The 23,677-nt window shown below is 70.5% G+C and carries 16 protein-coding genes; 1 reads left to right on the plus strand and 15 read right to left on the minus strand.

All coding sequences use genetic code 11. The features are described from left to right. Positions 1–84 precede the first annotated feature (84 nt). From E5671_RS18090 to proB, 3 genes are all read right to left on the minus strand, one after another. Positions 85–1,386 (minus strand): glutamate-5-semialdehyde dehydrogenase, encoded by a 1,302-nt coding sequence (locus E5671_RS18090; protein ID WP_160504999.1) that lies wholly within the window; start codon positions 1,384–1,386, stop codon positions 85–87. 91 nt (positions 1,387–1,477) lie between these two features. Continuing rightward, a complete protein-coding gene (locus tag E5671_RS18095) occupies positions 1,478–1,960 on the minus strand; it encodes a hypothetical protein (RefSeq protein ID WP_160505000.1) in 483 nt (160 codons plus the stop codon). A gap of 224 nt (positions 1,961–2,184) precedes the next feature. Beyond that, positions 2,185–3,312, minus strand: a complete 1,128-nt coding sequence (gene proB / locus E5671_RS18100; protein WP_336605782.1) for a glutamate 5-kinase — start codon at positions 3,310–3,312, stop codon at positions 2,185–2,187. 284 nt (positions 3,313–3,596) lie between these two features. On the opposite strand from proB, the gene E5671_RS18105 reads away from it, so the two are divergent. Continuing rightward, positions 3,597–5,693 carry a hypothetical protein gene (locus E5671_RS18105; RefSeq protein ID WP_160505001.1) on the plus strand — a complete coding sequence of 699 codons (2,097 nt, stop codon included), beginning with the start codon at positions 3,597–3,599 and terminating at the stop codon, positions 5,691–5,693. 137 nt (positions 5,694–5,830) lie between these two features. Here E5671_RS18105 and obgE read toward each other — a convergent pair whose 3' ends face one another. The 12 genes from obgE to mrdA form a co-directional block, all read right to left on the minus strand. Continuing rightward, positions 5,831–7,270 (minus strand): GTPase ObgE, encoded by a 1,440-nt coding sequence (obgE, locus tag E5671_RS18110; RefSeq protein ID WP_160505002.1) that lies wholly within the window; start codon positions 7,268–7,270, stop codon positions 5,831–5,833. Between the two features lie 133 nt (positions 7,271–7,403). Then, positions 7,404–7,658, minus strand: a complete 255-nt coding sequence (gene rpmA, locus E5671_RS18115) for a 50S ribosomal protein L27 (RefSeq protein WP_160505003.1) — start codon at positions 7,656–7,658, stop codon at positions 7,404–7,406. A 14-nt stretch (positions 7,659–7,672) separates the two neighbouring features. Continuing rightward, entirely contained in the window at positions 7,673–7,993 is a 321-nt protein-coding gene (gene rplU, locus E5671_RS18120) for a 50S ribosomal protein L21 (protein WP_160505004.1), read from the minus strand. A 167-nt stretch (positions 7,994–8,160) separates the two neighbouring features. Next, a complete protein-coding gene (locus tag E5671_RS18125; protein ID WP_160505005.1) occupies positions 8,161–9,510 on the minus strand; it encodes a phospholipase D-like domain-containing protein in 1,350 nt (449 codons plus the stop codon). Between the two features lie 181 nt (positions 9,511–9,691). After that, positions 9,692–13,582: an Rne/Rng family ribonuclease gene (locus tag E5671_RS18130; protein ID WP_160505006.1), complete on the minus strand. Its 3,891-nt coding sequence runs from the start codon at positions 13,580–13,582 to the stop codon at positions 9,692–9,694. Between the two features lie 236 nt (positions 13,583–13,818). Next, on the minus strand, positions 13,819–14,622 hold the full coding sequence (locus tag E5671_RS18135) for a TIGR03936 family radical SAM-associated protein (RefSeq protein WP_160505007.1): 804 nt from the start codon (positions 14,620–14,622) through the stop codon (positions 13,819–13,821). A 46-nt stretch (positions 14,623–14,668) separates the two neighbouring features. Beyond that, complete coding sequence (locus E5671_RS18140; protein WP_160505008.1) at positions 14,669–15,949, minus strand: hypothetical protein; 1,281 nt, start codon at positions 15,947–15,949, stop codon at positions 14,669–14,671. Positions 15,950–15,986: 37 nt separating this feature from the next. Next, on the minus strand, positions 15,987–16,523 hold the full coding sequence (locus tag E5671_RS18145) for a GNAT family N-acetyltransferase (RefSeq protein WP_336605783.1): 537 nt from the start codon (positions 16,521–16,523) through the stop codon (positions 15,987–15,989). A 33-nt stretch (positions 16,524–16,556) separates the two neighbouring features. After that, positions 16,557–18,479, minus strand: coding sequence for a TIGR03960 family B12-binding radical SAM protein (locus E5671_RS18150; protein WP_202121163.1), 1,923 nt, complete (start codon positions 18,477–18,479; stop codon positions 16,557–16,559). Positions 18,480–18,543: 64 nt separating this feature from the next. After that, positions 18,544–20,154 carry a CYTH and CHAD domain-containing protein gene (locus E5671_RS18155; protein WP_160505009.1) on the minus strand — a complete coding sequence of 537 codons (1,611 nt, stop codon included), beginning with the start codon at positions 20,152–20,154 and terminating at the stop codon, positions 18,544–18,546. Between the two features lie 60 nt (positions 20,155–20,214). Further along, positions 20,215–21,417 (minus strand): rod shape-determining protein RodA, encoded by a 1,203-nt coding sequence (gene rodA, locus E5671_RS18160; protein ID WP_160505010.1) that lies wholly within the window; start codon positions 21,415–21,417, stop codon positions 20,215–20,217. Further along, positions 21,417–23,591: a penicillin-binding protein 2 gene (gene mrdA / locus E5671_RS18165; RefSeq protein WP_160505011.1), complete on the minus strand. Its 2,175-nt coding sequence runs from the start codon at positions 23,589–23,591 to the stop codon at positions 21,417–21,419. Before mrdA ends, rodA begins: the two co-directional genes overlap by 1 nt. Positions 23,592–23,677 lie beyond the last annotated feature (86 nt).

Consider the following 23,677-nt stretch of genomic DNA (forward strand, 5'->3'; position numbering starts at 1 on the left):
TCCAGCGTAGCCCCGGAAGGGGCAATCTGGGCAGACGGTACGGGAATTCAGCCGATGCTCCGTGGATGCTCCGTGGGGGCGGCTTCAGCGGATGTGGCCGTCGCCGGTGACGATGTACTTCGTCGAGGTCAGCTCGGGAAGCCCCATCGGGCCGCGGGCGTGCAGCTTCTGTGTGGAGATGCCGATCTCGGCGCCGAAGCCGAACTGGCCGCCGTCCGTGAAGCGCGTGGAGGCGTTCACGGCGACCGTCGTGGAGTCCACGAGCTGGGTGAAGCGGCGTGCGGCCTGCTGCGAGGTGGTGACGATCGCCTCGGTGTGCCCGGAGGTCCACAGGCGGATGTGCTCGACGGCCTGCTCCAGGGAGTCCACGATGCCCGCCGCGATGTCGTACGACAGGTACTCGGTCTCCCAGTCCTCGGTGGTCGCGGGCACGACGGTGGCCTTCGACCCGTCGGCGTACGGGAGCACGCGCTCGTCGGCGTGCACGGTGACCCCGGCCTCGGCCAGGGCGTCCAGGGCGCGCGGCAGGAAGGCCTCGGCGATGTCCGCGTGCACCAGGAGCGTCTCGGCGGCGTTGCAGACGCTGGGCCGCTGGGCCTTGGAGTTGATGAGGATGTCGACGGCCATGTCCAGATCGGCGTCGGCGTCCACGTACACGTGGCAGTTGCCGGTGCCGGTCTCGATGACCGGGACGGTGGACTCCTCGACGACGGTCTTGATCAGCGAGGCGCCGCCGCGCGGGATGAGGACGTCGACGAGGCCGCGGGCGCGCATCAGCTCTCGTACGGAGTCGCGGTTCTCGCCCGGCACGAGCTGGACGGCGTCGGCGGGCAGGCCCGCTCCGTGGACGGCGTCGCGCAGCACGCGGACGAGCGCGGTGTTCGATTCGTACGCCGATGACGAGCCCCGCAGGAGCACCGCGTTGCCGGACTTCAGGCAGAGGGCGGCGGCGTCCACGGTGACGTTCGGGCGGGCTTCGTAGATGATCCCGACGACGCCGAGCGGGACGCGGACCTGGCGCAGGTCGATGCCGTTCGGCAGGGTCGAGCCGCGGACGACCTCGCCGACGGGGTCGGGCAGGGCGGCCACGTCGCGCACGTCGGCGGCGATGGCGCGGACCCGCTCCGGGGTGAGCGTCAGACGGTCGACGACGGACTCGCTGGTCCCGGCCTCGCGGGCGCGGGCGGTGTCCTTGCCGTTGGCCTCGATGATCTCGGCGGTGCGTACCTCGAGGGCGTCGGCGATCGCCAGGAGCGCGTCGTCCTTGGCGGCACGCGGCAGCGGCGCGAGCTTCGCGGCGGCGCCACGGGCGCGGTAGGCGGCCTGGGCGACGGGCGAGAGGTTGTCGTACGGCAACCCCGAGAACGGAGGCGTGAGGGACGTCATGACCGCAGCGTAATAGGGACCGGCCGCGGTACACGCGCTGTTTCAGCAGCCGAGACCAGGGTGCTCACGGCGGCTCGAAAAGCAAGACGGCTCAAAAGGGGTGCACGCCCACCGGGGTCGCGGGCAGCGGGCCGTACCCCTCCGCGATGCGCTGGTGGTAGGTGTCGCGGTCGATGACCTCGAGCCCCACGATCTCCCAGGGCGGGAGCTGCGCGCTCTGCCGGTGCTCGCCCCAGAGCCGGAGCGCGACCGCGGCGGCGTCGTGCAGGTCGCGGGCCTCTTCCCAGTACCGGATCTCCGCGTGGTCGGGCGCATACCTGCTGGTCAGCAGAAAGGGATGGTCGTGGGCGAGCTGTTCGAGCCCCCGCCTGACCTCCTTCAGCGGGGCTTCGCCCCCCGAGACGCTCAGGGTGACGTGCCACAGACGGGGCGCGTCCACCGTCTCGCCCTCCTGACTCTCGTCCGTCTCGCCCGCCGCTTGCGTGTCACCGGTGTACGTCGCCCCCGCGGCGACGCTGGTCAGGGACCGCTCAGCCGGCGCGCGGGACGACGCTCCCGGGCGCACTCGTCTCACGACGGCCTCCTCTACGCAATGGTGGTGCGGATACGCAATGGTCGTGCGGAAGTGTCTGGAACAAAGTTGAGCAGGCCAAGCGCCCCCGCGGGGCGGTTTTGGGGAGTTTCACCTCGCAGGGGCCGGTCGGCGCACGGCGTTCGCGCCTGTTTTCGGCCGGGGAGCGCTGGGGCCTGTGTGACTCCTGTGACGGCAGAACCGCGGACGCAGGGGGGCGTGAACGGCTAGTCGTGCAGCAGGGCCAGGTCGTCGCGGTGCACCACTTCCCGCTCGTACGCCGGTCCGAGCTCCCGCGCGAGCTCCCGCGTGGAACGGCCGAGGAGCTGCGGGAGCTCCTTGGCGTCGAAGTTCACCAGACCCCGCGCGACGGCCCGCCCCGCGGTGTCCCGCAGCTCGACCGGGTCGCCCGCGGCGAAGTCGCCCTCGACCGCCGCGATCCCGGCGGGCAGCAGCGATTTGCGCCCCTCGACGACGGCGCGCACCGCCCCGTCGTCGAGCGTCAGCGCGCCCTGCGGCTCTGAGGCGTGCTGGAGCCAGAGGAGCCGGTCTCCGGAGCGGCGGCCGGTGCGGTGGAAGTACGTACCGGTGTCGCGGCCCGCGAGGGCGTCGGCGGCGTGGCTCGCGGAGGTCAGGACCACCGGGATGCCGGCGGCCGCGGCGATCCGCGCGGCCTCGACCTTGGTGACCATGCCGCCGGTGCCGACGCCCGCCTTGCCCGCGCTGCCGATCTGGACGTGCTCTATGTCGGCGGGGCCCGTGACCTCGGAGATCCGTGAGGTGCCGTGCTTCGCCGGGTCGCCGTCGTAGAGGCCGTCCACGTCCGAGAGCAGCACCAGGAGGTCGGCGTGGACGAGGTGCGCGACGAGGGCGGCGAGCCGGTCGTTGTCGCCGAAGCGGATCTCGTCCGTCGCCACGGTGTCGTTCTCGTTCACGACGGGCAGCGCGCCCATCGCCAGGAGCTGGTCGAAGGTGCGGGAGGCGTTGCGGTGGTGGGCACGGCGTGCCATGTCGTCGGAGGTGAGGAGCACCTGCCCGACGCGTACGCCGTAGCGCGCGAAGGAAGCGGTGTAGCGGGCCATGAGAAGGCCCTGGCCGACGCTGGCGGCCGCCTGCTGCCTCGCCAGGTCCTTGGGGCGCCTGCGCAGCCCCAGCGGCGAGAGCCCGGCGGCGATGGAGCCGGAGGACACGAGCACGATCTCGCGCTCGCCGCCGCTGCGGCTCCTGGCGAGCACGTCAACGAGGGCGTCAACGCGATCGGCGTCCAGGCCCCCCGACGCGGTGGTCAGGGACGAGGACCCGACCTTGACGACAACCCTGTGGGCCTCTGCGATGCCCTGCCTTGCCCCAGCCACGTGCTTCCCCAATTGATCCTGAAGATCCCATTCCCTGCCGGACCAGCAATCTACGCGAGTGAGCCGGTGAGGTGCCCACGCATTTCGAGGGGCGGACCGGGCAGGGGCCGAAGGCGCCCCCGAGGCGAATCCGGGCCTCGGGGTTCAGTACCTTTGCCCCTTTATCCGGTGATTGTCGTCACGGAAGATTGCTACAGAGCCACGGCACGTCATACGGTCAGTGGTCGTCTTCCCCGACTTCCCCCCATCCGATCCCCCCGATCCCCCGCCAGGAGCCCAAGCCCGTGCCCTCTGCCGGACTCGCACCCCGCCGCATCGTGCAGCTCTCCGCGCTGTTCGCGATGTTCGCGCTCTTCACGGCCCAGCTCGTCAGCGCGCTGGTCCCGTATGTACCGGTGTTCATCGCCGCGTCGGCGGCGAACCTCGCGCTCGATGTCTATCTCCAGTACAAACAGCCGGGCCTCCTCTCCCTCCTGGGCAAGATCCGCTTCGATGTCACCGTCAGGCAGCTCCTGCGCGACATGCTGATCCTGGTCGGCCTGCTGCGCATCGACGGCATCGAGCCGCTGGCCGAGCAGTCGCCGCTGACCATCTCGCTGCTCGCGTTCTACTTCCTGCACTTCGGCTGCCAGGCCACCGCCATACTGGTGCGCCGCACCCGCCAGCTGCCGATCGTCACGCGCAACATCGACGCGTCCGCGCTGCACCTGACCGCGGCCCCGCCGCGGATCCTCTCGCGCCGCCAGGCCCACCGCCTGCTGACGTTCTCGATCCCCACCACGGCAGGTCTTGTGGTCACCGCGGCCACCACGGACGCGTACTGGGGCGGCATCGGCCTCGGGATCTCCATCGCCCTGATGGGCGCCGGCGCGATCTACCTCTCCACGTGGCTGCTCCCCAAGAAGCGGGCGAAGAACGACGAGAAGGTCATGGAGTGGCTGGACAACTGGCTGGCCGACTACCAGCCGTCCGTCGCGATGTACTTCTCGGGCGGCTCCACGTCCGCGTACCAGGCGAACATGTGGCTCTCCACGCTCTCCAAGCTCGACGGCAAGCCGCTGATCGTGCTGCGTGAGCGGTTCATGGTGCAGAAGATCGACGCGACGGACGTCCCGATCATCTGCTTCCCGAAGGTCGCGACGATGTTCTCCCTGGAGACCTCGACGCTGAAGATGATGCTGCACCCGGCGAACGCCGCGAAGACCTCGCAGGTCCTGCGCATCCCCACGATCAAGCACGCCTTCATCAACCACGGCGAGAGCGACAAGCTGTCCTCCTGCAACCCGTACGCGAAGGCGTACGACGAGGTGTGGGTGGCAGGCCCCGCCGCGCGCGACCGCTACCAGGCCGCCGACGTCGGCGTCGAGGACAAGGACGTGGTCGAGGTCGGCCGCCCCCAGCTGTCCCCGATCCTGCCGTCGACGGGCGCCCCCACGGGGCCGTTCACGACCGTTCTGTACGCCCCCACCTGGGAGGGCTGGGACGGCAACCCCGGCAACACGTCGGTGACCCTCGCGGGCGAGAACATCGTCCGGCACCTGCTCGCCGACCCCGGCGTCCGGCTCATCTACAAGCCGCACCCGATGACGGGCTCGCAGGACCCCCGCGCCGGCGCCGCCAACGACCGCATCAAGGCGATGATCCGCGAGGCCGCCGCCAAGCGTTCCGGCGAGCGTCCCGGCCAGGATGCCTTGGCCGAACTGGCGCGCCGCACCGCCGAGTTGGACCAGCTGACCTCGACCGCGTTCCGCAAGAGCGTGGACGAGATGGAGCGGATGATGCTCCAGGGCACGCCCGACGGCGACCAGCAGGCCGCGGTCGCCGAGGCGACGGCGGCGTGGGAGGCGGCGTACTGGGCGTCGTTCCCCGAGTGGGAGCACCAGATCATCACCACCGCGCGCCCCGCGATCTTCTCCTGCTTCAACCAGGCGGACCTGCTGATCAGCGACGTCTCCTCGGTCGTCTCCGACTGGCTGTCGAGCGAGAAGCCGTACGCGGTCGCCAACACGTCCGGCATGTCCGAGGCGGACTTCCGCACGGGCTTCCCGACGGTGAGCGCGGCGGCGATCCTCTCCCCGACCGCCGAGGGCGTCCCTGACCTCCTGGAGGCCGTCCGCTCCCCGGAGCTCGACACGCACGCCGAGGCCCGCGTGGCCCTCAAGGAGCACCTCCTGGGCCCCTCGGACCCGCCCTCCCTGGTCCGCTTCAACGAGGCGGCCCTCGCGCTCGCGGCCAAGGCCGATGAGCGCCGCCTGCGCATGGCCACCCGCATCGACGCGGAGATCCCCGGCCAGCGGGCGGCACAGGACGCGGCGGAGGAGATGGAGTCCGACCCGACGGAACCGAATCCGAACGGCGCGGAGGACTCGGTTACTGCTTGACCGCAGAGAGCGCCCCGTAAGGGGCGCGGGGAACTGCGCGACAAGCCACGACGCGCCCGCACGGTGTACGAACAAGAGAAGGGCCCCCGGAGCCGAAGCTCCGGGGGCCCTTCTCACACTGCCCTGGGCGATCCCGCCTAGAACGGTTCGAAGTCGTCGTACGCCTTCTCCGCGTCGTCCCGCTCCGCGTCCCGGTCCCTGCGGCGCTGAGCAGCGGGGCGGGGCGCCTCCAGGCGGTGGTCCTCGCCGCGGCGGCCCAGCATCTCCGCACCGGCCATCACCGTGGGCTCCCAGTCGAAGACGACCGCGTTGTCCTCGGGGCCGATGGCGACGCCGTCGCCCGTGCGGGCGCCCGCCTTCATCAGCTCTTCCTCGACGCCGAGACGGTTCAGCCGGTCCGCGAGGTAGCCGACGGCCTCGTCGTTGTTGAAGTCGGTCTGGCGCACCCAGCGCTCCGGCTTCTCGCCGCGCACGCGGTAGATGCCGTCGTCGCCGAGCTTGACGGTGAAGCCCGCGTCGTCCACGGCCTTGGGCCGGATGACGATACGGGTCGCCTCCTCCTTCGGCTTCGCGGCGCGCGCCTCGGCCACGACCTCGGCGAGCGCGAAGGAGAGCTCCTTGAGCCCCTTGTGCGCCACGGCCGACACCTCGAAGACGCGGTAGCCGCGGGCCTCCAGGTCGGGGCGGACCAGGTCGGCGAGGTCCTGGCCGTCCGGTACGTCGATCTTGTTGAGGACGACGACGCGCGGGCGGTTCTCCAGGCCGGCGCCGTACTCGCGCAGCTCGGCCTCGATGATGTCGAGGTCGGAGACGGGGTCACGGTCGGACTCGAGGGTCGCCGTGTCCAGGACGTGCACCAGGACGCTGCACCGCTCGACGTGCCGCAGGAATTCGAGCCCGAGGCCCTTGCCCTGGCTCGCGCCCGGGATCAGACCCGGTACGTCGGCGATGGTGTAGACGGTCGAACCGGCCGTCACCACACCGAGGTTGGGGACCAGCGTCGTGAACGGGTAGTCCGCGATCTTCGGCTTGGCCGCGCTCAGGACCGAGATCAGCGAGGACTTGCCGGCGCTCGGGTAGCCGACGAGCGCGACGTCCGCGACCGTCTTGAGCTCCAGGACGACATCGCCCGCGTCGCCCGGCTCACCGAGGAGCGCGAAGCCGGGCGCCTTGCGGCGGGCCGAGGCGAGCGCCGCGTTGCCGAGGCCGCCGCGGCCGCCCTGGGAGGCGACGTACGTCGTGCCTTCGCCGACCAGGTCGGCGAGGACGTTGCCCTGCTTGTCGAGGATGACGGTGCCGTCGGGGACGGGCAGGACCAGGTCCTGGCCGTCCTTGCCGGAGCGGTTGTCACCGGCCCCGGGGGCGCCGTTGGTGGCCTTGCGGTGCGGGGAGTGGTGGTAGTCGAGGAGTGTCGTGACCGACTGGTCGACGACCAGGATCACGTCACCGCCACGGCCGCCGTTGCCGCCGTCCGGACCGCCGAGCGGCTTGAACTTCTCACGGTGGACGGAGGCACAGCCGTGGCCCCCGCTACCCGCGGCGACATGCAGCTCGACGCGGTCCACGAAGGTGGTCATGGGATGTGCCTCCAGAAACATACGAATGTCAGGGACGAAATGCCCCTAGATGTAACACGCGAAGGGCGGACCCGCTTCCCGAAAGGGAAGTGAGGTCCGCCCTCGCAAAGAACTCGTTCTACAGAAGCCTGATTCAGGCGACCGGGACGATGTTCACGACCTTGCGGCCACGGTGCGTGCCGAACTCGACCGCACCGGCGGCCAGCGCGAACAGCGTGTCGTCCTTGCCACGGCCGACGCTCGAGCCGGGGTGGAAGTGGGTGCCACGCTGGCGGACCAGGATCTCACCGGCGTTGACGGTCTGACCGCCGAAGCGCTTCACGCCGAGCCGCTGAGCATTGGAATCGCGCCCGTTCCGAGTGGACGATGCGCCCTTCTTGTGTGCCATGTGTTCTCAGTCCCTTACTTCGCAGCCGTGGGGATACCGGTGACCTTGATCGCCGTGTACTGCTGGCGGTGACCCTGGCGACGGCGGTAGCCGGTCTTGTTCTTGTAGCGAAGGATGTCGATCTTCGCGCCCTTGTGGTGGTCCACGACCTCGGCCGTGACCTTGATACCGGCAAGCACCCACGGGTCGCTCGTCACGGCGTCGCCGTCGACAACGAGCAGCGTAGAGAGCTCTACGGTGTCGCCAACCTTGGCGGTGGGAAGCTTGTCAACCTCAACGATGTCGTCGACAGCAACCTTGTGCTGGCGACCACCGCTGCGCACGATGGCGTACACGGATCTCTCTCTCGCTCGGAACGGGACCCCCGCAGTCCAGCCGCCCGTCCGGATGCACGGTCGGCCTCTCCCGAGCGCCTGGGCGCCGGAAGGAAATCAGGTTTACAGGGGTAGGACATGTCTAGTGACACGCCGACGGTCAAGATTACGGGGCTCGACCGGAAGGGTCAAACCGGCTTCTCACCGTCCGGCGGCAGCGGCTTGACGCCCTTGCACAGGTCGGTGCTGTCGGCCTTGCCCGGCCAGGCGACGGCCCGTACGCGATCGAAGTGGCCGCGGTACGCGTCGTGCACGGAATCGTCGTCGACCTTCACGATCGCCTCGTCGTTCTCGCGCAGGGCGGGCGCCGTGTAGTTCTGCGATCCGGTGAAGGAGAGCTTGTTCTGCCTGCCGTCGTACTTGCCGTCGATGAGCAGGTACTTCGAGTGGATGATGTAGGGCGTCACCAGCTTGGCCCCCGGGCGCAGCGGGTCCCGGTCGTCGTTGAAACAGCGCATGGTGGGCCCGCCCGTCTTGTGCAGGGCCTCCCAGGTGCCGGGGGTGCCGCCCTGGCTCTTGGCGCTGTCGGTCTCGGCGTACAGGATGCTGACCGTGCAGCCCGCCTTCTTGAGCGAGACGAGCTTGTCGGCGATCTGCTTCCGGGTGATCTTGAAGATCGAGGCGCGGATGTTGGTGTGCCGGGCCACCCCGGCCGCGTCCTTGTAGTTGCACTGCACGTTGTTCAGGACCGAGTACATCGTGTCGGTCTCGTTGACCGTGCCGGAGCGCGGGAAGAAATACGCCTTGTAGAGGCCGTCGCTCACCGTGCGGTAGTCCCAGTTCCGCCAGTCCTTGCGGATCATGTCGGCGAAGTAGTCGGCGTACGCCTCGTACATCGTCGGGTTGTTCGGGAGCTGCAGCGCGTCGTTGTAGAACTTCGTGTGGGCGGAGGGCGTCGAATTCGACGTGGTCTGTACGACGACGTCCCGCGCGCCCTCGACCTGCGAGAACAGCCAGAACTTGTTGTGCATGATCGACTTGCCGTACTTGGGATCGCCCAGGCAGGACTTGCCGGCCGGGCACAGCGTCACGAAGGACGGCTTGTTCTTGTCGGTGCCGAGTTCGGCCGCGAGCGTGGCGTACGAGGTGTTCGCGGGGCGGTCGCTCCTGCTGGACTCGTCGAGCACCATCTGCACGTGCACACCGCGGTTCTTGGCCGCCACGAGCGCGTCGACGACCGAGGCCTCCCACACGTGGTAGACCGCGACCTTGATGGTCGAGCCTGGCACCGCGGCGTTCGTCAGCTCGATGAGACGGGTCCGGATCGCGTACTGCTGCTCGGGGGTGCCCTTCGGATCGTTGAAGAGCGGCGCCTCCACCAGGGGCGGCTCCCCGTCGGCCGTCGCCGTTCCCATGGCGCTGACGGTCTGGATGCCCGCCGCGGACAGGACCGTGGCCAGCGCGACGGCCTGGCGTCCGCCCTTGATCTGTTTCGCGGCACGGTGACGTCCCGTGCCTCTCAGGCGACCCTGCGCCATCGTGCGTCCCCTCCCTGACACGAGCGCGACGTCTCCCCGAACGCCACGCGCGTGTGCTCCTTCACCAACCGCATGAGTTTTACAGGTAGTTCACCACGTGCCAACAGACAGGTGCCCCCGGCGTGGCCAAATCACCACACCGGGGGCACCCGGTCATCTGTGCGGACTACGAAGGAGCAGGTCAGCCCTCGTCTGCCGCGGAGGCCTTGACACCGGACGGTGCCTGCTCCGCCGCGGCGGTCTTCTTCGTCGTCTTCGACGCCTTCTTGGCCGTCGTCTTCTTTGCGGCCGTCTTCTTGGCCGCGGTCTTCTTGGCGGCGGCCTTCTTCGCGGGCGCCTTCTTGGCGGCGGTCTTACGCGCCGTCTTCTTGGCCGGAGCGGCTTCCTCGGCGTCGGCCTCGGGCTTCTCCGATGCCTTCTCCTCGGCCTTCTCGGTCGCCTTCTGCGGGGCCTGAGTGGCCTTCTCGGCCGACGGGACGACCAGGACGGCCGCCTCCTCGGACGTGGTCGGCGCGGTGGCCTTGCGGACCGCACGGCGGCGCGGACGGGCCGGAGCGGCGTCCGCCACCGGCTCGGCGGCGACGGGCTCGGTGACCGGCTCCGCGACGGGCTCGGCCTTCGGCGCCTCGGCCACGATCACCTCGGCGGCCTCGGGCTCGGCGCTCCCGGCGGACTTCGGCGAACCGGCGGGCGACGTCGCCTTACGGGTCGCACGACGGCGCGTACGCCCCTTGGGGGCCGCGTCGTCCACGGGCGCCTCGGGGGCCACCTCGACGACCGGGTCCTCGGCAGCGGCCGGGGTCTCGACCACGGGGGCCTCGACCACCGGAGCCTCGTCCTCGGCCGTGGCCGCCTTCCGGGACCTGGAACGCCGCTCCGACTTGGGCGCGGTCTCCGCCTTCGGGGCGCCGGCCGGAGCCGATGCCCGACGGGTCGCCCTGCGGCGCGAGCGGCCACCGCGGGACGCCGCGGCCTCGGCCTCGGACGCGCTGCTGTAGAGCTCCTCGTCCGGCACGAACTCGGGCTCGGGAAGCGCCACCGGGGCGGCTGCTTCCGCGGCGACCTCGGCCTCGGTCTCGGTCTCCGTCTCGACCTCGGCCGTGGCCTCGTGGTCGTGCTCGTGCGTGTGCTCCTGACCCTGCTCCGAGCCGCCGCGGCCGCGCTTCTTGCGCTTGCCGCCGCCACCGGCGGAGGTCGGCTGCTCCATGTGCACGATCACGCCGCGGCCGTTGCAGTGGACGCAGGTCTCGGAGAAGGACTCCAGCAGGCCCTGGCCGACCCGCTTACGGGTCATCTGCACGAGGCCCAGCGAGGTGACCTCGGCCACCTGGTGCTTCGTACGGTCACGGCCCAGGCATTCGAGCAGACGGCGCAGGACCAGATCGCGGTTGGACTCCAGGACCATGTCGATGAAGTCGATGACGACGATGCCGCCGAGGTCACGCAGGCGCAGCTGGCGCACGATCTCCTCGGCCGCTTCGAGGTTGTTCCTCGTCACGGTCTCTTCGAGGTTGCCGCCCTGACCGGTGAACTTGCCGGTGTTGACGTCGACGACGATCATCGCCTCGGTCTTGTCGATCACCAGCGAGCCGCCACTGGGCAGCCAGACCTTGCGGTCGAGCGCCTTCATCAGCTGCTCGTCGATGCGGTACGTCGCGAAGACGTCGACCTCTGAGGTCCAGCGCTGCAGGCGGTCGGCCAGGTCGGGGGCGACGTGGGCGACGTATCCGTGGATGGTCTCCCAGGCGTCGTCACCGCTGACGATGACCTTCGAGAAGTCCTCGTTGAAGATGTCGCGGACGACACGGACGGTCATGTCCGGCTCGCCGTACAGCAGGCCCGGCGCGCTCGTGGAGGCCGCCTTCGCCTTCTTCTGGATGTCCTCCCACTGGCCCTGCAGACGCTCGACGTCACGGCGCAGCTCGTCCTCGCTCGCGCCCTCGGCCGCGGTGCGCACGATGACGCCCGCGTCCTCGGGGACGATCTTCTTGAGGATGGTCTTCAGCCGCGCGCGCTCGGTGTCGGGCAGCTTGCGGCTGATGCCGGTCATCGAGCCCTCGGGCACGTAGACCAGGTAGCGGCCGGGCAGCGAGACCTGGCTGGTGAGACGGGCACCCTTGTGGCCGATCGGGTCCTTCGTGACCTGCACGAGGACCGACTGGCCGGACTTCAGGGCGGACTCGATGCGACGGGGGCCGTTGGCCATCCCGAGCGCCTCGAAGTTGACCTCACCGGCGTACAGCACGGCGTTGCGGCCCTTGCCGATGTCGATGAAGGCGGCCTCCATGGACGGCAGCACGTTCTGGACCTTGCCCAGGTAGACGTTGCCGACGTACGAGGTGGCCTGTTCCTTGTTGACGTAGTGCTCGACGAGCACGTTGTCCTCAAGGACGCCGATCTGGGTGCGCTCGCCGTTCTGGCGGACGACCATCACACGCTCGACGGCCTCGCGGCGCGCCAGGAACTCGGCCTCGGTGATGATCGGCACGCGGCGGCGGCCCTGCTCGCGGCCCTCGCGGCGGCGCTGCTTCTTGGCCTCCAGGCGAGTCGAACCCTTGATGGACGTGACCTCGTCGACGCCGGTGCCCAGCTCGCGCTCTTCCTTCTTGCGAGGCTCGCGGACCTTGACGACCGTACGCTCCGGGTCGCCGTCCACCGCGCTCTCGCCCTCACCGGAGTCACCGGCGCGACGGCGACGGCGACGGCGGCGACGGCTGCTGCTCGAACCGGCGCCAGAGCCGTTGTCGTCGGAGTCGTCCTCGGCCTGCTCGGCCGTGTCTTCCGCTTCCTGCTCGGCGGCGGCGTCCGTGTCGGACTCGGTGTCGGAGTCCTGCTGGTCGCCGGAGTCGTCGGCGGACTCACCGCGGCGGCGGCGACGGCCACCACGACGGCGACGGCGGCCGTGACGCTCGCCGGAGTCGTCGGACTCGTCGTTGTCGTTGTCGCTGTCGCTGTCCGCTGCGGTGTCCTCGGCCTCTTCGGCTTCGGCGGGCTCCTCCGCGGCCTGCGGAGCGGCCTTCGCGGGCTCGGCGGCGGCAGCGGGCTGCTCGTCGGCGGCCCGACGGCGGCGGCGACGGCGCGGGCCGGTCTCCTCCTCCACCACGGGTGCGGTGGCGGCGGGCTCTGCCTCGACCTCTTCGGCGGGCTCGTCGGCCGCTTCGGCTGCGGCCGCGGCAGCGGCGCGCTCCGGGGTCTGGAACATCGGCTCGGCGAACACCGGCGCCTGGAAGACGGCGACGGCGGGCCGCGCGGGCTTCTGCCCGGAGTCGTCGTCGGCGTCACCGGCACGCGCCTTGCGGGCCCGCGCCGGGGCGGGCGCCGAGAACCCGGCGGCGGCCTTGCGGGTGGCACGGCGGCGCGGGCGGCCACGGGGCGCGTCGTCCTCGGCGGACTCGGCCTCGGGGGTCTCCGTGCTCGCCACGGGCTCGGCGGCCTTGGGGGCCTCGGTGGGCTCGGCGGCGGCAGCGGTCTCGGCGGCGGGCGCGGACGAGCCGCGGGTCGCGCGGCGGCGGCCACGGCGCGGGGCCGCGTCGCCCGACTCCGGCTGTGCATCGGGGGCGGGCTCGGCGGCGGGCTCCTCGGCCACGGACTCGGTGACCGCAGGCGTCTCGGCGGCGGCCTCGGCACCCTGCGGCGCACCGGCGGGAGCGGAGGCGCGGCGGGTCGCACGGCGGCGTCGCGGGGCGGGAGCGGCTTCCTCGACGGGCTCGGCCTCGGCCGGGGCCGCGGCGGCCACGGGCTCACTGACCGGCGTCTCGGCAGGTGTCTCGGCGGGCGTCTCAGCACCCTGGGGCGCACCGGCGGGAGCCGAGGCGCGGCGGGTGGCACGGCGGCGCGCACGGGGGGCGGGAGCGGCTTCCTCGGCCGCTGCGGGCTCCGGAGTCACGGCCTCTGCGGGCGCTTCGGCGGCGGGGGTGGCCGGTATGGCCGGAGCTGTGCCCTCGGTGGCCTCGGTTGCGCCCACGGGCGGCCCCGCGGGCCGCGACGCCGCACGGCGCCTTCGGCGCGGCGGCAGGGTGTCGCTGGGGCTGTTGTTGTCCGAGCCCTCAGTGGGTTCGTTCGGCTCATGCATGCGGGCGGTTCTCCCGTCACGCTCCCGGGCGCCGCGCCTGGTCCGGTGATGTCCGCGGCCCTCGCTCACCTACGCGGGGCCGCCATCCGGGGGCGTGGGCGCCGCACGGGAGCTCTATGTGTCTGTCTCGCCGGTTCCGTACGCCCAAATGCGGACGGCCTGGCGAAAGTCTCGGTCAGTGCGCTGCCCGACCCAGGTGGCTCCCGAGTACATGGGCGGCGCTTCGACATTCGTCCCTACGCGGGACCTTCCGTCGCCGGCACCTTCGCGGCGGCTGCGGCGGCCCCTTGGTTCTCAAGCGGGGTCGTGGCTGCCTCGCGGTCGGGCGCGAGCGGGTCGGTCACCGTGCCGGTCTCGTCGTCAAGAAGCCCCTGCGCCAGCCTGGTCACCGCTGCGGGGACCGGCGGCGCCAGGTCGGCCACAGCTCGGAGACCGGACAGGACGTCGTCGGGTCGTACGGCAGGTGTCACGTGCCGAACAACCAGCCGCAGTATCGCACAGGGCTGGTCGGTCGGCCTATCAGCGTCGAGACCGATCGCCTCGTCAGGGGCGAGGGCCTCAAGGCTCACGACGGCCTCGCGGGCGTCGAAGGTCCGCATGCCGTTCTTCGTGCGGCGCTGGACCTCGACGCTCTCCGCGGCCCGGAAGGCCTCGGCGGCACGCTCCGCGTCCGCGGGCTCGACGCCGTCGAGGCGCAGCTCCCAGATGGACGCGGTGAGCCGGTCGGCGAGTCCCGAGGTGCGGGACTCGACCGCGTCGATGATGTCGAGCCCGCTGGGCATCGACTCGTCGAGCAGCTCGCGCAGCTTGTCGGGGTCACGCGGCTCGGTGAGCGCGATCTCCAGGTACTCGGCCTCACTGCCCGTGCCGGTGGGTGCGGCATTGGCGTACGACACCTTCGGGTGCGGGGTGAACCCCGCCGAGTACGCCATGGGCACCTCGGCGCGGCGCAGCGCCCGCTCGAAGGCGCGCTGGAAGTCACGGTGGCTGGTGAACCGGAGGCGGCCGCGCTTGGTGTAGCGCAGGCGGATGCGCTGCACCGCGGGAGCGGGCGGCGGGCCTTCGGGCTGTCGCTTGCCCAGTGTTCTAGTCCTTCGTGAGTGCGGTCGTACTGCTACCTAGAGTACGTGCCTCGGCCGTGTCCGGTTCCCGCCGGGCCACCGGCACCGGCACGGGCTCCCTCGGGACCGCCCCCGCAGGGACCTGTTCCTTCGGCGCCCCGAACAGCATGCGCCGCACGTCGGCACGGGCCTCCCGCACGCTGCGGCGAGCGGCGGCCAGGGCCTGCCGGGTGGCGCGGCCCGCGTCCTTCACCGCCCGCGCGGTCGGCCGCCAGACCCCGTCACGTACCGCGTGCCCCACGGGAGTGAGGACCGTGCGGTACACCCAGCGCACCGGGTCGACGAAGAGCCACCGCAGGAGCCGGCCGAGGAAGCGGCCCACGGCGAGCGAGACATACCCGGCGATACGCCAGGCGTGTCCGAACGCGGCGCCGATCTCGCGTACGACGACGGCGATGCCCCGCCCGATGGGCGCGAGCACCCAGCGCCACAGGGCGACGGCGGGCACGACGAAGATCCAGCGTCCCAGAGCGGCGAGCACCGTCCCGATCCCGCGTGCCGTCCAGGCGATGCCCGCCCCAACTCCCCTGGCCAGCCAGGCGATCGCGTGCCCGATGGGCGTGAGCACGGACGCGTACAGCCACACGGCAGGCACCACGATCAGCACCCGCCCCAGCCAGGCAAGACCCTTCCCGACGGGCACCACCACATACCGCCACAGCCCCACCCACGGCCACACGAACACGGCCTTGAGCAGCCACACCAGCACGGCCCCGATGCCGCGCCCGGCCACCGCTGCTCCCGCCGCGATACCCCGCGCGAGCCAGGCGATCGCGTGCCCGATGGGCGTGAGCACGGACGCGTACAGCCACATGGCGGGAATCACGACCAGCACCCGCCCGAGCCAACCGAGCCCGTTCCCGACCGGCACCACCACATACCGCCACAGCGCCACCCACGGCCACACGAACACGGCCTTGAGCAGCCACACCGTGGCGTAGGTGACGCCGAGCGCGACCGGCGTGATGACGTACTCGATCAGCCAGGCCAGCGGCGTCACGATCAGCGTTCGCCCCAGCCACGCCAGAGCCCGCCCCACAGGCCGAAGCCCCCGGAAGTACACGAAGCGGCCGCACACGGCGAGGGCGTCCCACACCAGGCGTACCGGGACGACGAGCACGAGCACCACGATCCGCACCGGGATGCGGATCGCGACGGCCAGACAACCCTCGGCCTGCGGTTGCGGTTGCGGTTGCGGTTGGGGTTGGGCTTGTGGTGCGGTGAGCGGCCGCTTTTCCAGGTCCATGCCGTCCTAGACGCGTCAGTCGTGGGTGCTGGTTCGGTCAGGCGGCGGTCGGGATCCAGTAGCGGAGCTTTCCGCCGCGTTCGTCCTCGAAGATGCCGCCCGCGGCCTCGATCACCTTGCGCGAACCGGTGTTGTCGGTGTCGCAGGTGACCAGGACCGATGCGAGGCCCAGCGCGCGGGCGTACGGCAGGGAGCCGGTCAGCATGGCCGTGGCGTGGCCGCGGCGGCGGGCGGTGGGCCGTACGTCGTAGCCGATGTGGCCGCCGTACTCACGCAGGAAGCGCGTGTTGACGTTGTGCCGGATGGCGAGGCGGCCGAAGTAGTCGGCGCCGTCCGCGTACCAGAGGGTCGTCACGGGGACGGAGAGCGGCTCGGCCGGGTGCGTGGCGGCGCGGACCTCGGTCACGTAGCGCTCGAAGACGACTGGGTCGTGCCACTTGTCGCCGTAGTCGCGCAGGGTGCGGCCGAGCGTCGTGTCGTCGTCGTCCCCGCCGCGCCCCTCGGCGCGGAACTCCTCCATCGCGGCGACGAAGGAGAGATGCACGCGGCCGGTGGGCAGGACGAGCCGAGGCACACCCGACCCGCCCACCGGACCCCGCCGCGTCACTTACTTCACTACCGACAGCGGAAGGAGCTTCTTGCCGGTCGGGCCGATCTGGATCTCGGTCTGCATCTGCGGGCACACGCCACAGTCGAAGCAGGGGGTCCAGCGGCAGTCCTCGACCTCGGTCTCGTCGAGCGAGTCCTGCCAGTCGTCCCAGAGCCAGTCCTTGTCGAGACCGGAGTCCAGGTGGTCCCAGGGCAGGACCTCCTCGTACGTGCGCTCACGCGTCGTGTACCAGTCGACGTCCACGCCGAAGTCGGGCAGCGTCTTCTCGGCGCACGCCATCCAGCGGTCGTAGCTGAAGTGCTCGCGCCAGCCGTCGAAGCGGCCGCCGTCCTCGTACACGGCGCGGATGACCGAGCCGATGCGGCGGTCGCCGCGCGAGAGCAGGCCCTCGACGATGCCGGGCTTGCCGTCGTGGTAGCGGAAGCCGATCGAGCGGCCGTACTTCTTGTCGCCGCGGATCTTGTCGCGCAGCTTCGTGAGGCGGGCGTCCGTCTCCTCGGCCGACAGCTGCGGGGCCCACTGGAAGGGCGTGTGCGGCTTGGGTACGAAGCCGCCGATGGAGACCGTGCAGCGGATGTCGTTGCCCGCGACCTCACGGCCCTTGGCGATGACGTTCGCCGCCATGTCCGCGATCTGCAGGACGTCTTCGTCGGTCTCGGTGGGCAGGCCGAGCATGAAGTACAGCTTGACCTGGCGCCAGCCGTTGCCGTACGCGGTCGCGACGGTGCGGATCAGGTCCTCTTCGGAGACCATCTTGTTGATGACCTTCCGCATCCGCTCGCTGCCGCCCTCGGGGGCGAAGGTGAGGCCCGAGCGGCGGCCGTTCCTCGTCAGCTCGTTCGCCAGGTCGATGTTGAAGGCGTCGACGCGGGTCGAGGGGAGGGAGAGGCCGATCTTGTCTTCCTCGTACCGGTCCGCGAGGCCCTTGGCGACGTCCGCGATCTCGGTGTGGTCCGCGGAGGAGAGGGAGAGCAGGCCGACCTCTTCGAAGCCGGTCGCCTTGAGGCCCTTCTCCACCATGTCGCCGATGCCGGTGATGCTTCGCTCCCGCACGGGGCGCGTGATCATGCCGGCCTGGCAGAAGCGGCAGCCGCGGGTGCAGCCGCGGAAGATCTCCACGGACATGCGCTCGTGGACGGTCTCCGCGAGCGGCACGAGGGGCTGCTTGGGGTAGGGCCACTCGTCCAGGTCCATGACGGTGTGCTTGGACACGCGCCACGGGACACCGGACTTGTTCGGTACGACGCGGCCGATCCGCCCGTCCGGGAGGTACTCGACGTCGTAGAACCCGGGGACGTACACCGAACCGGTCCGCGCAAGCCGGAAGAGGACTTCCTCGCGGCCGCCGGGGCGGCCCTCGGCCTTCCACTCGCGGATGATCGCGGTCATGTCGAGCACGGCCTGCTCGCCGTCGCCGATGACCGCGCAGTCGATGAACTCCGCGATCGGCTCGGGGTTGAAGGCGGCGTGGCCTCCGGCGAGGACGATCGGGTCGTCGACCGTGCGGTCCTTGGCCTCCAGCGGGATGCCCGCGAGGTCCAGGGCCGTGAGCATGTTCGTGTACCCGAGTTCGGTGGAGAAGCTGAGCCCGAACACGTCGAAGGCGCCGACGGGGCGGTGGCTGTCCACGGTGAACTGCGGGACCTTGTGCTCCCGCATCAGCGCTTCGAGGTCCGGCCAGACGCTGTACGTGCGCTCGGCGAGGACGCCCTCGCGCTCGTTCAGTACCTCGTAGAGGATCATGACGCCCTGGTTGGGCAGCCCGACCTCGTAGGCGTCGGGGTACATGAGCGCCCAGCGGACGTCACACGCGTCCCAGTCCTTGACGGTGGAGTTGAGCTCTCCGCCGACGTACTGGATGGGCTTCTGGACGTGCGGGAGAAGCGCTTCCAGGCGTGGGAAGACGGACTCGACAGGCATCACAGCGTCTTTCGGCAGGGTTCTCATGATCTGGCAGGGGTGACCATCAAGCGTACCCCGGTACTCAGCCGCCCAACGCCGACCGCAGTTTCGGCCTGGACGCCTTGGCCCATACCTCCGGCAGCTCCCGCTCGCGGTCCACCGCGGCGGCCTCCTCCTGGCCGTACAGAAGTCCCCAGGTGAAGGCGGTCTCGCCCGCCGCGTGGGCCTGGATCGCGAGGGTCCGCAGGGCGTCACGGGCGACCACGCTGTCCTGGTGATCGCCGAGCACCTTCTGGACGGCCTTCATCCGCTTCGCGAACCGCTTGGCGGGCTTGCCGAGCGCGGGCTTCGCCGCCTCGCCCGCGTACCGGGCACGCTTGGCGGCCTTGCGGGCGCCGTGCATCGCCACGTCGCGCTCCTCCCCCGGCGCCAGTGCGAGGGCGTGTTCGATGCGGGCCTCCAGGCGGGCGTAGTCCTTCCGGACGGCCTTGGGCAGGGCCTTGGCGGGGGACGCGGTGGCGGCCTTGCGCAGCGGGGGGTCGGCGAGCAGGGCGTCGACGGAGTTCAGGAGCTGCACGTACCGCTTTCCTTCGAGCGTGGCGACGGTCCTGCTCCGGGCGTCGTCGGCGCCGGCGACGTTCCAGATGCGCAGGCGGGCCCGCACCGGCCCGAGGAGCAGGGTCCCCGGCACGGCGTCGATGCGGTCCGTGAGCCGCTCGGCCAGGACCTCTTGGTCGCGGTCGACGCCGAGCTCGCCCGCGAGCCATTTCAGTTCGACGCCGATCGGGTCGGTGACGGAGCGGTCGAGCAGCTTCCTGTACGAGCGGAACGCGCTGCGCATGCGCCGCGTGGCGACCCGCATCTGGTGCACGGAGTCCGGCAGGTCACGGCGGACGTCTGGGTCGAGGGCGACGATGGCGTCGCGCTGGGTGCGGATGTAGGCGAGGACGTGGTCGGCAGCGGTGGCGGGGTCGGGTTGCACGGCGGGGTCCTTCAGCTGGACGACAACGGAGTGCTCGCCCTTCTTCCCCTTCTTGGCCCCGGCAGGCTTCGGGCTGCTCTCCGCGAACCGCTGCCGGGTCGCTGCCAGAGCCGTCCCCGCCTGGGCCTTGGCGAGTTTCGAGGCGGCCGTCGACCGCTCGACGCCCAGCTTCTTCAGCTTCTTCTCGATCCGGTCGAGCAGCGCGGGGTCCGCGTCGTCCGCGAGCTCCACCTCGATCTCGGCCCACTCGGCGGTGCCGCCGCCCTCCGTGAGCCGCTCGGCCCTGACCCGGTCGACGCTCAACTCGGCGAGGAGCGCGCCCTTGCCGTCGAGGAGGTGGCGCAGGTCCCTCGCGGTCAACAGGCGCATGACGGGCACGAGTGCGGCGTCGCGCACCCGGGAGCGCACGAGGGAGGACAGCTCGGGCGGCACGGAGTCCGAGAGAGGGGCCTGGATCTCGTCCCGCACGCCCTGCGTCAGGGACACCGGCAGCTTCAGGTGCCAGCCCTCGTCGTCGCCGCCGGTGCGGCGGCGCAGCGTGATCGAGTCGGAGAGCAGGAGTTGGTCGGTCGTGTCGTGATAGACGGCGTCCAGTTCGACGACGCCCTTGTCGACGACGTCGGCCACCCCGGCGACACCGGTCAGGTCAGGCAGCTCCGCGTCCGCTTCGACGTCGTACTTGCGCTCGATCTCCCGCTTCGTCTCCGCCATAAACCGAATCTAGACGGGATCCGGGGCGCTGGGCAGCCCTCCAGGCGCCCCGGGGCCGAGCTAGGCCGACATCGGTCGCTGCACCTTGATCGACTGGAGCAGGCCGACGGCCACCCAGACCGCGAACATCGATGACCCTCCGTACGAGACGAAGGGCAGCGGCAGGCCGGCCACCGGCATGATGCCGAGCGTCATCCCGATGTTCTCGAAGGACTGGAAGGCGAACCAGGCGATGATCCCGGCGGCGACGATCGTGCCGTAGAGCTCGGTCGTCTCGCGCGCGATGCGGCAGGCGCGCCAGAGCAGGATGCCGAGCAGCACCAGGATGAGGCCCGCGCCCACGAAGCCGAGCTCCTCGCCCGCGACGGTGAACACGAAGTCCGTCTGCTGCTCGGGCACGAACTGGCCCGTCGTCTGCGAGCCCTTGAAGAGGCCGGTGCCCGACAGGCCGCCGGAGCCGATCGCGATGCGCGCCTGGTTGGTGTTGTAGCCGACGCCCGCCGGGTCGAGCGCGGGGTTGGCGAAGGCCGCGAAGCGGGCGATCTGGTAGTCGTCCAGGACGCCGAGCTGCCAGACGGCGATCGCGCCTGCCGCGCCCGTGCCGAGGAGCCCGAAGACCCAGCGGTTCGAGGCACCCGACGCGAGCAGCACACCGAGCACGATCATCGCCATCACCATGACCGACCCGAGGTCGGGCATGAGCAGCACGATCAGTATCGGTACGGCGGCCAGGCCGAGCGCCTGGACGACCGTGCGGTGGTCGGGGTGGACGCGGTCGCCCGCGTCCACCCGCGCCGCGAGCAGCATCGCCATGCCCAGGATGATCGTGATCTTCACGAACTCGGAGGGCTGCAGCGAGAAGCCGCCGCCGATCACGATCCAGGCGTGCGCGCCGTTGATCGTCGCGCCGAGCGGGGTGAGGACGAGCAGGACGAGGAAGACGGAGATGCCGTAGAGGATCGGCACGGCCGTCCGCAGCGTCCGGTGGCCGAGCCACACCGTGCCCGCCATCAGGGCGATGCCGATGCCCGTGTTCATGACGTGCTTGAACAAGAAGGAGTACGGGTCGTCGCCGACCAGCTCGGTGCGGTTGCGCGTCGACGAGTAGACGAGCGCGGAGCCGATCGCGGAGAGCGCGATCGCGGAGAGCAGTATCGGCCAGTCCATCCTGCGCACCAGCGAGTCGCGGGCGAACAGGCGGGCCGAGAGCGACGAGCGCTCGGGCCCGTAGCCGGAGACGGAGAAGCCATTGTTGCCGGCCACTAGTCGCGCCTCCCGTTCGCGGGCGCGCCCGCCAGTTCCTGCGGCTCCTGCGGCGGCTTGGGGGCCTCAGGCTTGTACGGCTTGATCTTCGGGGACTTGATCGAACCGTCTGTCTCGATCTTCGGCAGGTTCTTCTGCGGCTCGGGGAGGAGGGCCTTCTTGAGATCCTGCTTGCCGTCCTCGTCGAGGCCGTAGATGCCGTCGTAGATCTTGCGGACGGCGGGGCCCGAAGCACCGGAACCCGTACCACCCTGGGAGATCGTCATCACGATCGAGTAGTCCTTGGTGTACGTCGCGAACCACGAGGTGGTCTGCTTGCCGTGGACCTCCGCCGTACCCGTCTTGGCGTGCATCGGGATCTTGTCCTGCGGCCAGCCGCCGAACCGCCAGGCGGCCGTTCCCTTGGTCGCCACGTCGGCTAGCGCACCGTCTATGTCGGCGCGCGTCTTCTCGTCCATGGGCAGCTTGCCGTGCGACTTGGGCTTGATCTCCTGGACCTGCTTGCCGTCGGCGCTGACGATCGCCTTGCCGACGGTGGGGTCGTAGAGCGTGCCGCCGTTGGCGATGGCGGAGTAGATCGTCGCCATCTGTATCGGGGTGACGAGGGTGTCGCCCTGTCCGATGGAGTAGTTGACCGAGTCACCGGCGCGCATCTTCATGCCTTCGAGGCAGTTCTCGTACGCGATCTTCTCGACGTAGTCGCCGCCCTTCTTGCCCTGCTTGCACCAGCCGTCCTTGTTGGCCTTCCAGTAGTCCTTCTTCCACTGGCGGTCCGGGACGCGTCCGGTGACCTCGTTCGGCAGGTCGATGCCGGTCTCCTTGCCGAGGCCGAACTGGTGGGCGGTCTTGTAGAACCAGTCCTTGGCGTCCTTCTTCGGCTTGTTGCCACCGTCCTTGGCCCACTGGTCGTGCGAGAGCTTGTAGAAGACGGTGTCGCAGGAGACCTCCAGGGCCTGGCCGAGGGTGATGCTGCCGTGGCCCTGGGACTCGAAGTTCTTGAAGACCTGGCCGCCGATGGAGTACGAGCTGGGGCAGGGGTAGCGCCCGTTGAATTCGTAGCCCGCGTTGACCGCCGCCGTGGTCGGGATGACCTTGAAGATCGAGCCGGGGGCCGCCTGGCCCTGGATGGCGCGGTTCAGGAGCGGGTAGTTGGACTTCTTGCCGGTGAGCTTCGTGTAGTCCTTGCCGGAGATGCCGCCGACCCAGGCGTTCGGGTCGTAGGTCGGGTTGGACGCCATGGAGACGATGCGTCCGGTCTTGTTCTCCATGACGACGACGGCGCCCGCGTCGGCCTTGTAGTTCTCGTTGGTGTTCTTGTCGAACTCCTGGCGGGCCTTCTTCATCGCGTCGTTCAGCCAGTACTCCGACAGGGCCTGTACGCGCGCGTCGATGCTGGTGACGACGTTCGCGCCGGGCTCGGCCGGGTCGTCCTTGGCCTTGCCGATGACGCGGCCGAGGTTGTCGACCTCGTAGCGGGTGACGCCCGCCTTGCCGCGCAGCTGCGCGTCGTAGGTGCGCTCAAGGCCGGAGCGGCCGACCTGGTCGGAGCGCAGGAACGGCGACTCGGTGTGCTCGGCCTTCTTGATCTCCTCGTCGGTGACGGGCGAGAGGTAGCCGAGGACCTGGGCGGTGTTGGACTTGCCGGGCGCGGCATAGCGGCGGACGGCGGTCGGCTCGGCGGTGATGCCGGGGAAGTCCTCGGCGCGCTCGCGGATCTGGAGGGCCTGCTTGGGCGAGGCCTCGTCCGTGATCGGGATCGGCTGGTAGGGCGAGCCGTTCCAGCAGGGCTGCGGGGTCTTGGAGTCGCAGAGGCGGACCTTGTCGGAGACTTCCTTGGCGCTCATGCCGAGGACGTCGGCGAGCTTGGCGAGGGCCGCCTTGCCGTCGTCCTTCATCTTCATCAGGTCCGTGCGGGACGCGGAGACGACCAGGCGGGTCTCGTTGTCGGCGATCGGCACGCCGCGGGCGTCGAGGATCGAGCCGCGTACGGCGGGGTCGACGACCTGCTGGACGTGATTGCCGGAGGCTTCCTCCGCGTACTCCTCGCCGTTGCGGATCTGGAGGTACCAGAGGCGGCCGCCGAGGGTGAGGAGGAGGGAGAGCACGAGGATCTGGATGACGATGAGACGGATCTGGACTCTTGGGGTCCGTCCGGTCTCGGGGATATTGGTCACTGCTGTTGCTCCCCCTCTCAGTGTGTGTACGAGCAGTACGTGTACACGACCGGCCTGTGTGCCCTGCCGGTCGTGTACGGGGCCAA

It is taken from the genome of Streptomyces sp. BA2 (assembly GCF_009769735.1).
In the GTDB taxonomy this organism is placed as follows: Bacteria; Actinomycetota; Actinomycetes; order Streptomycetales; family Streptomycetaceae; genus Streptomyces.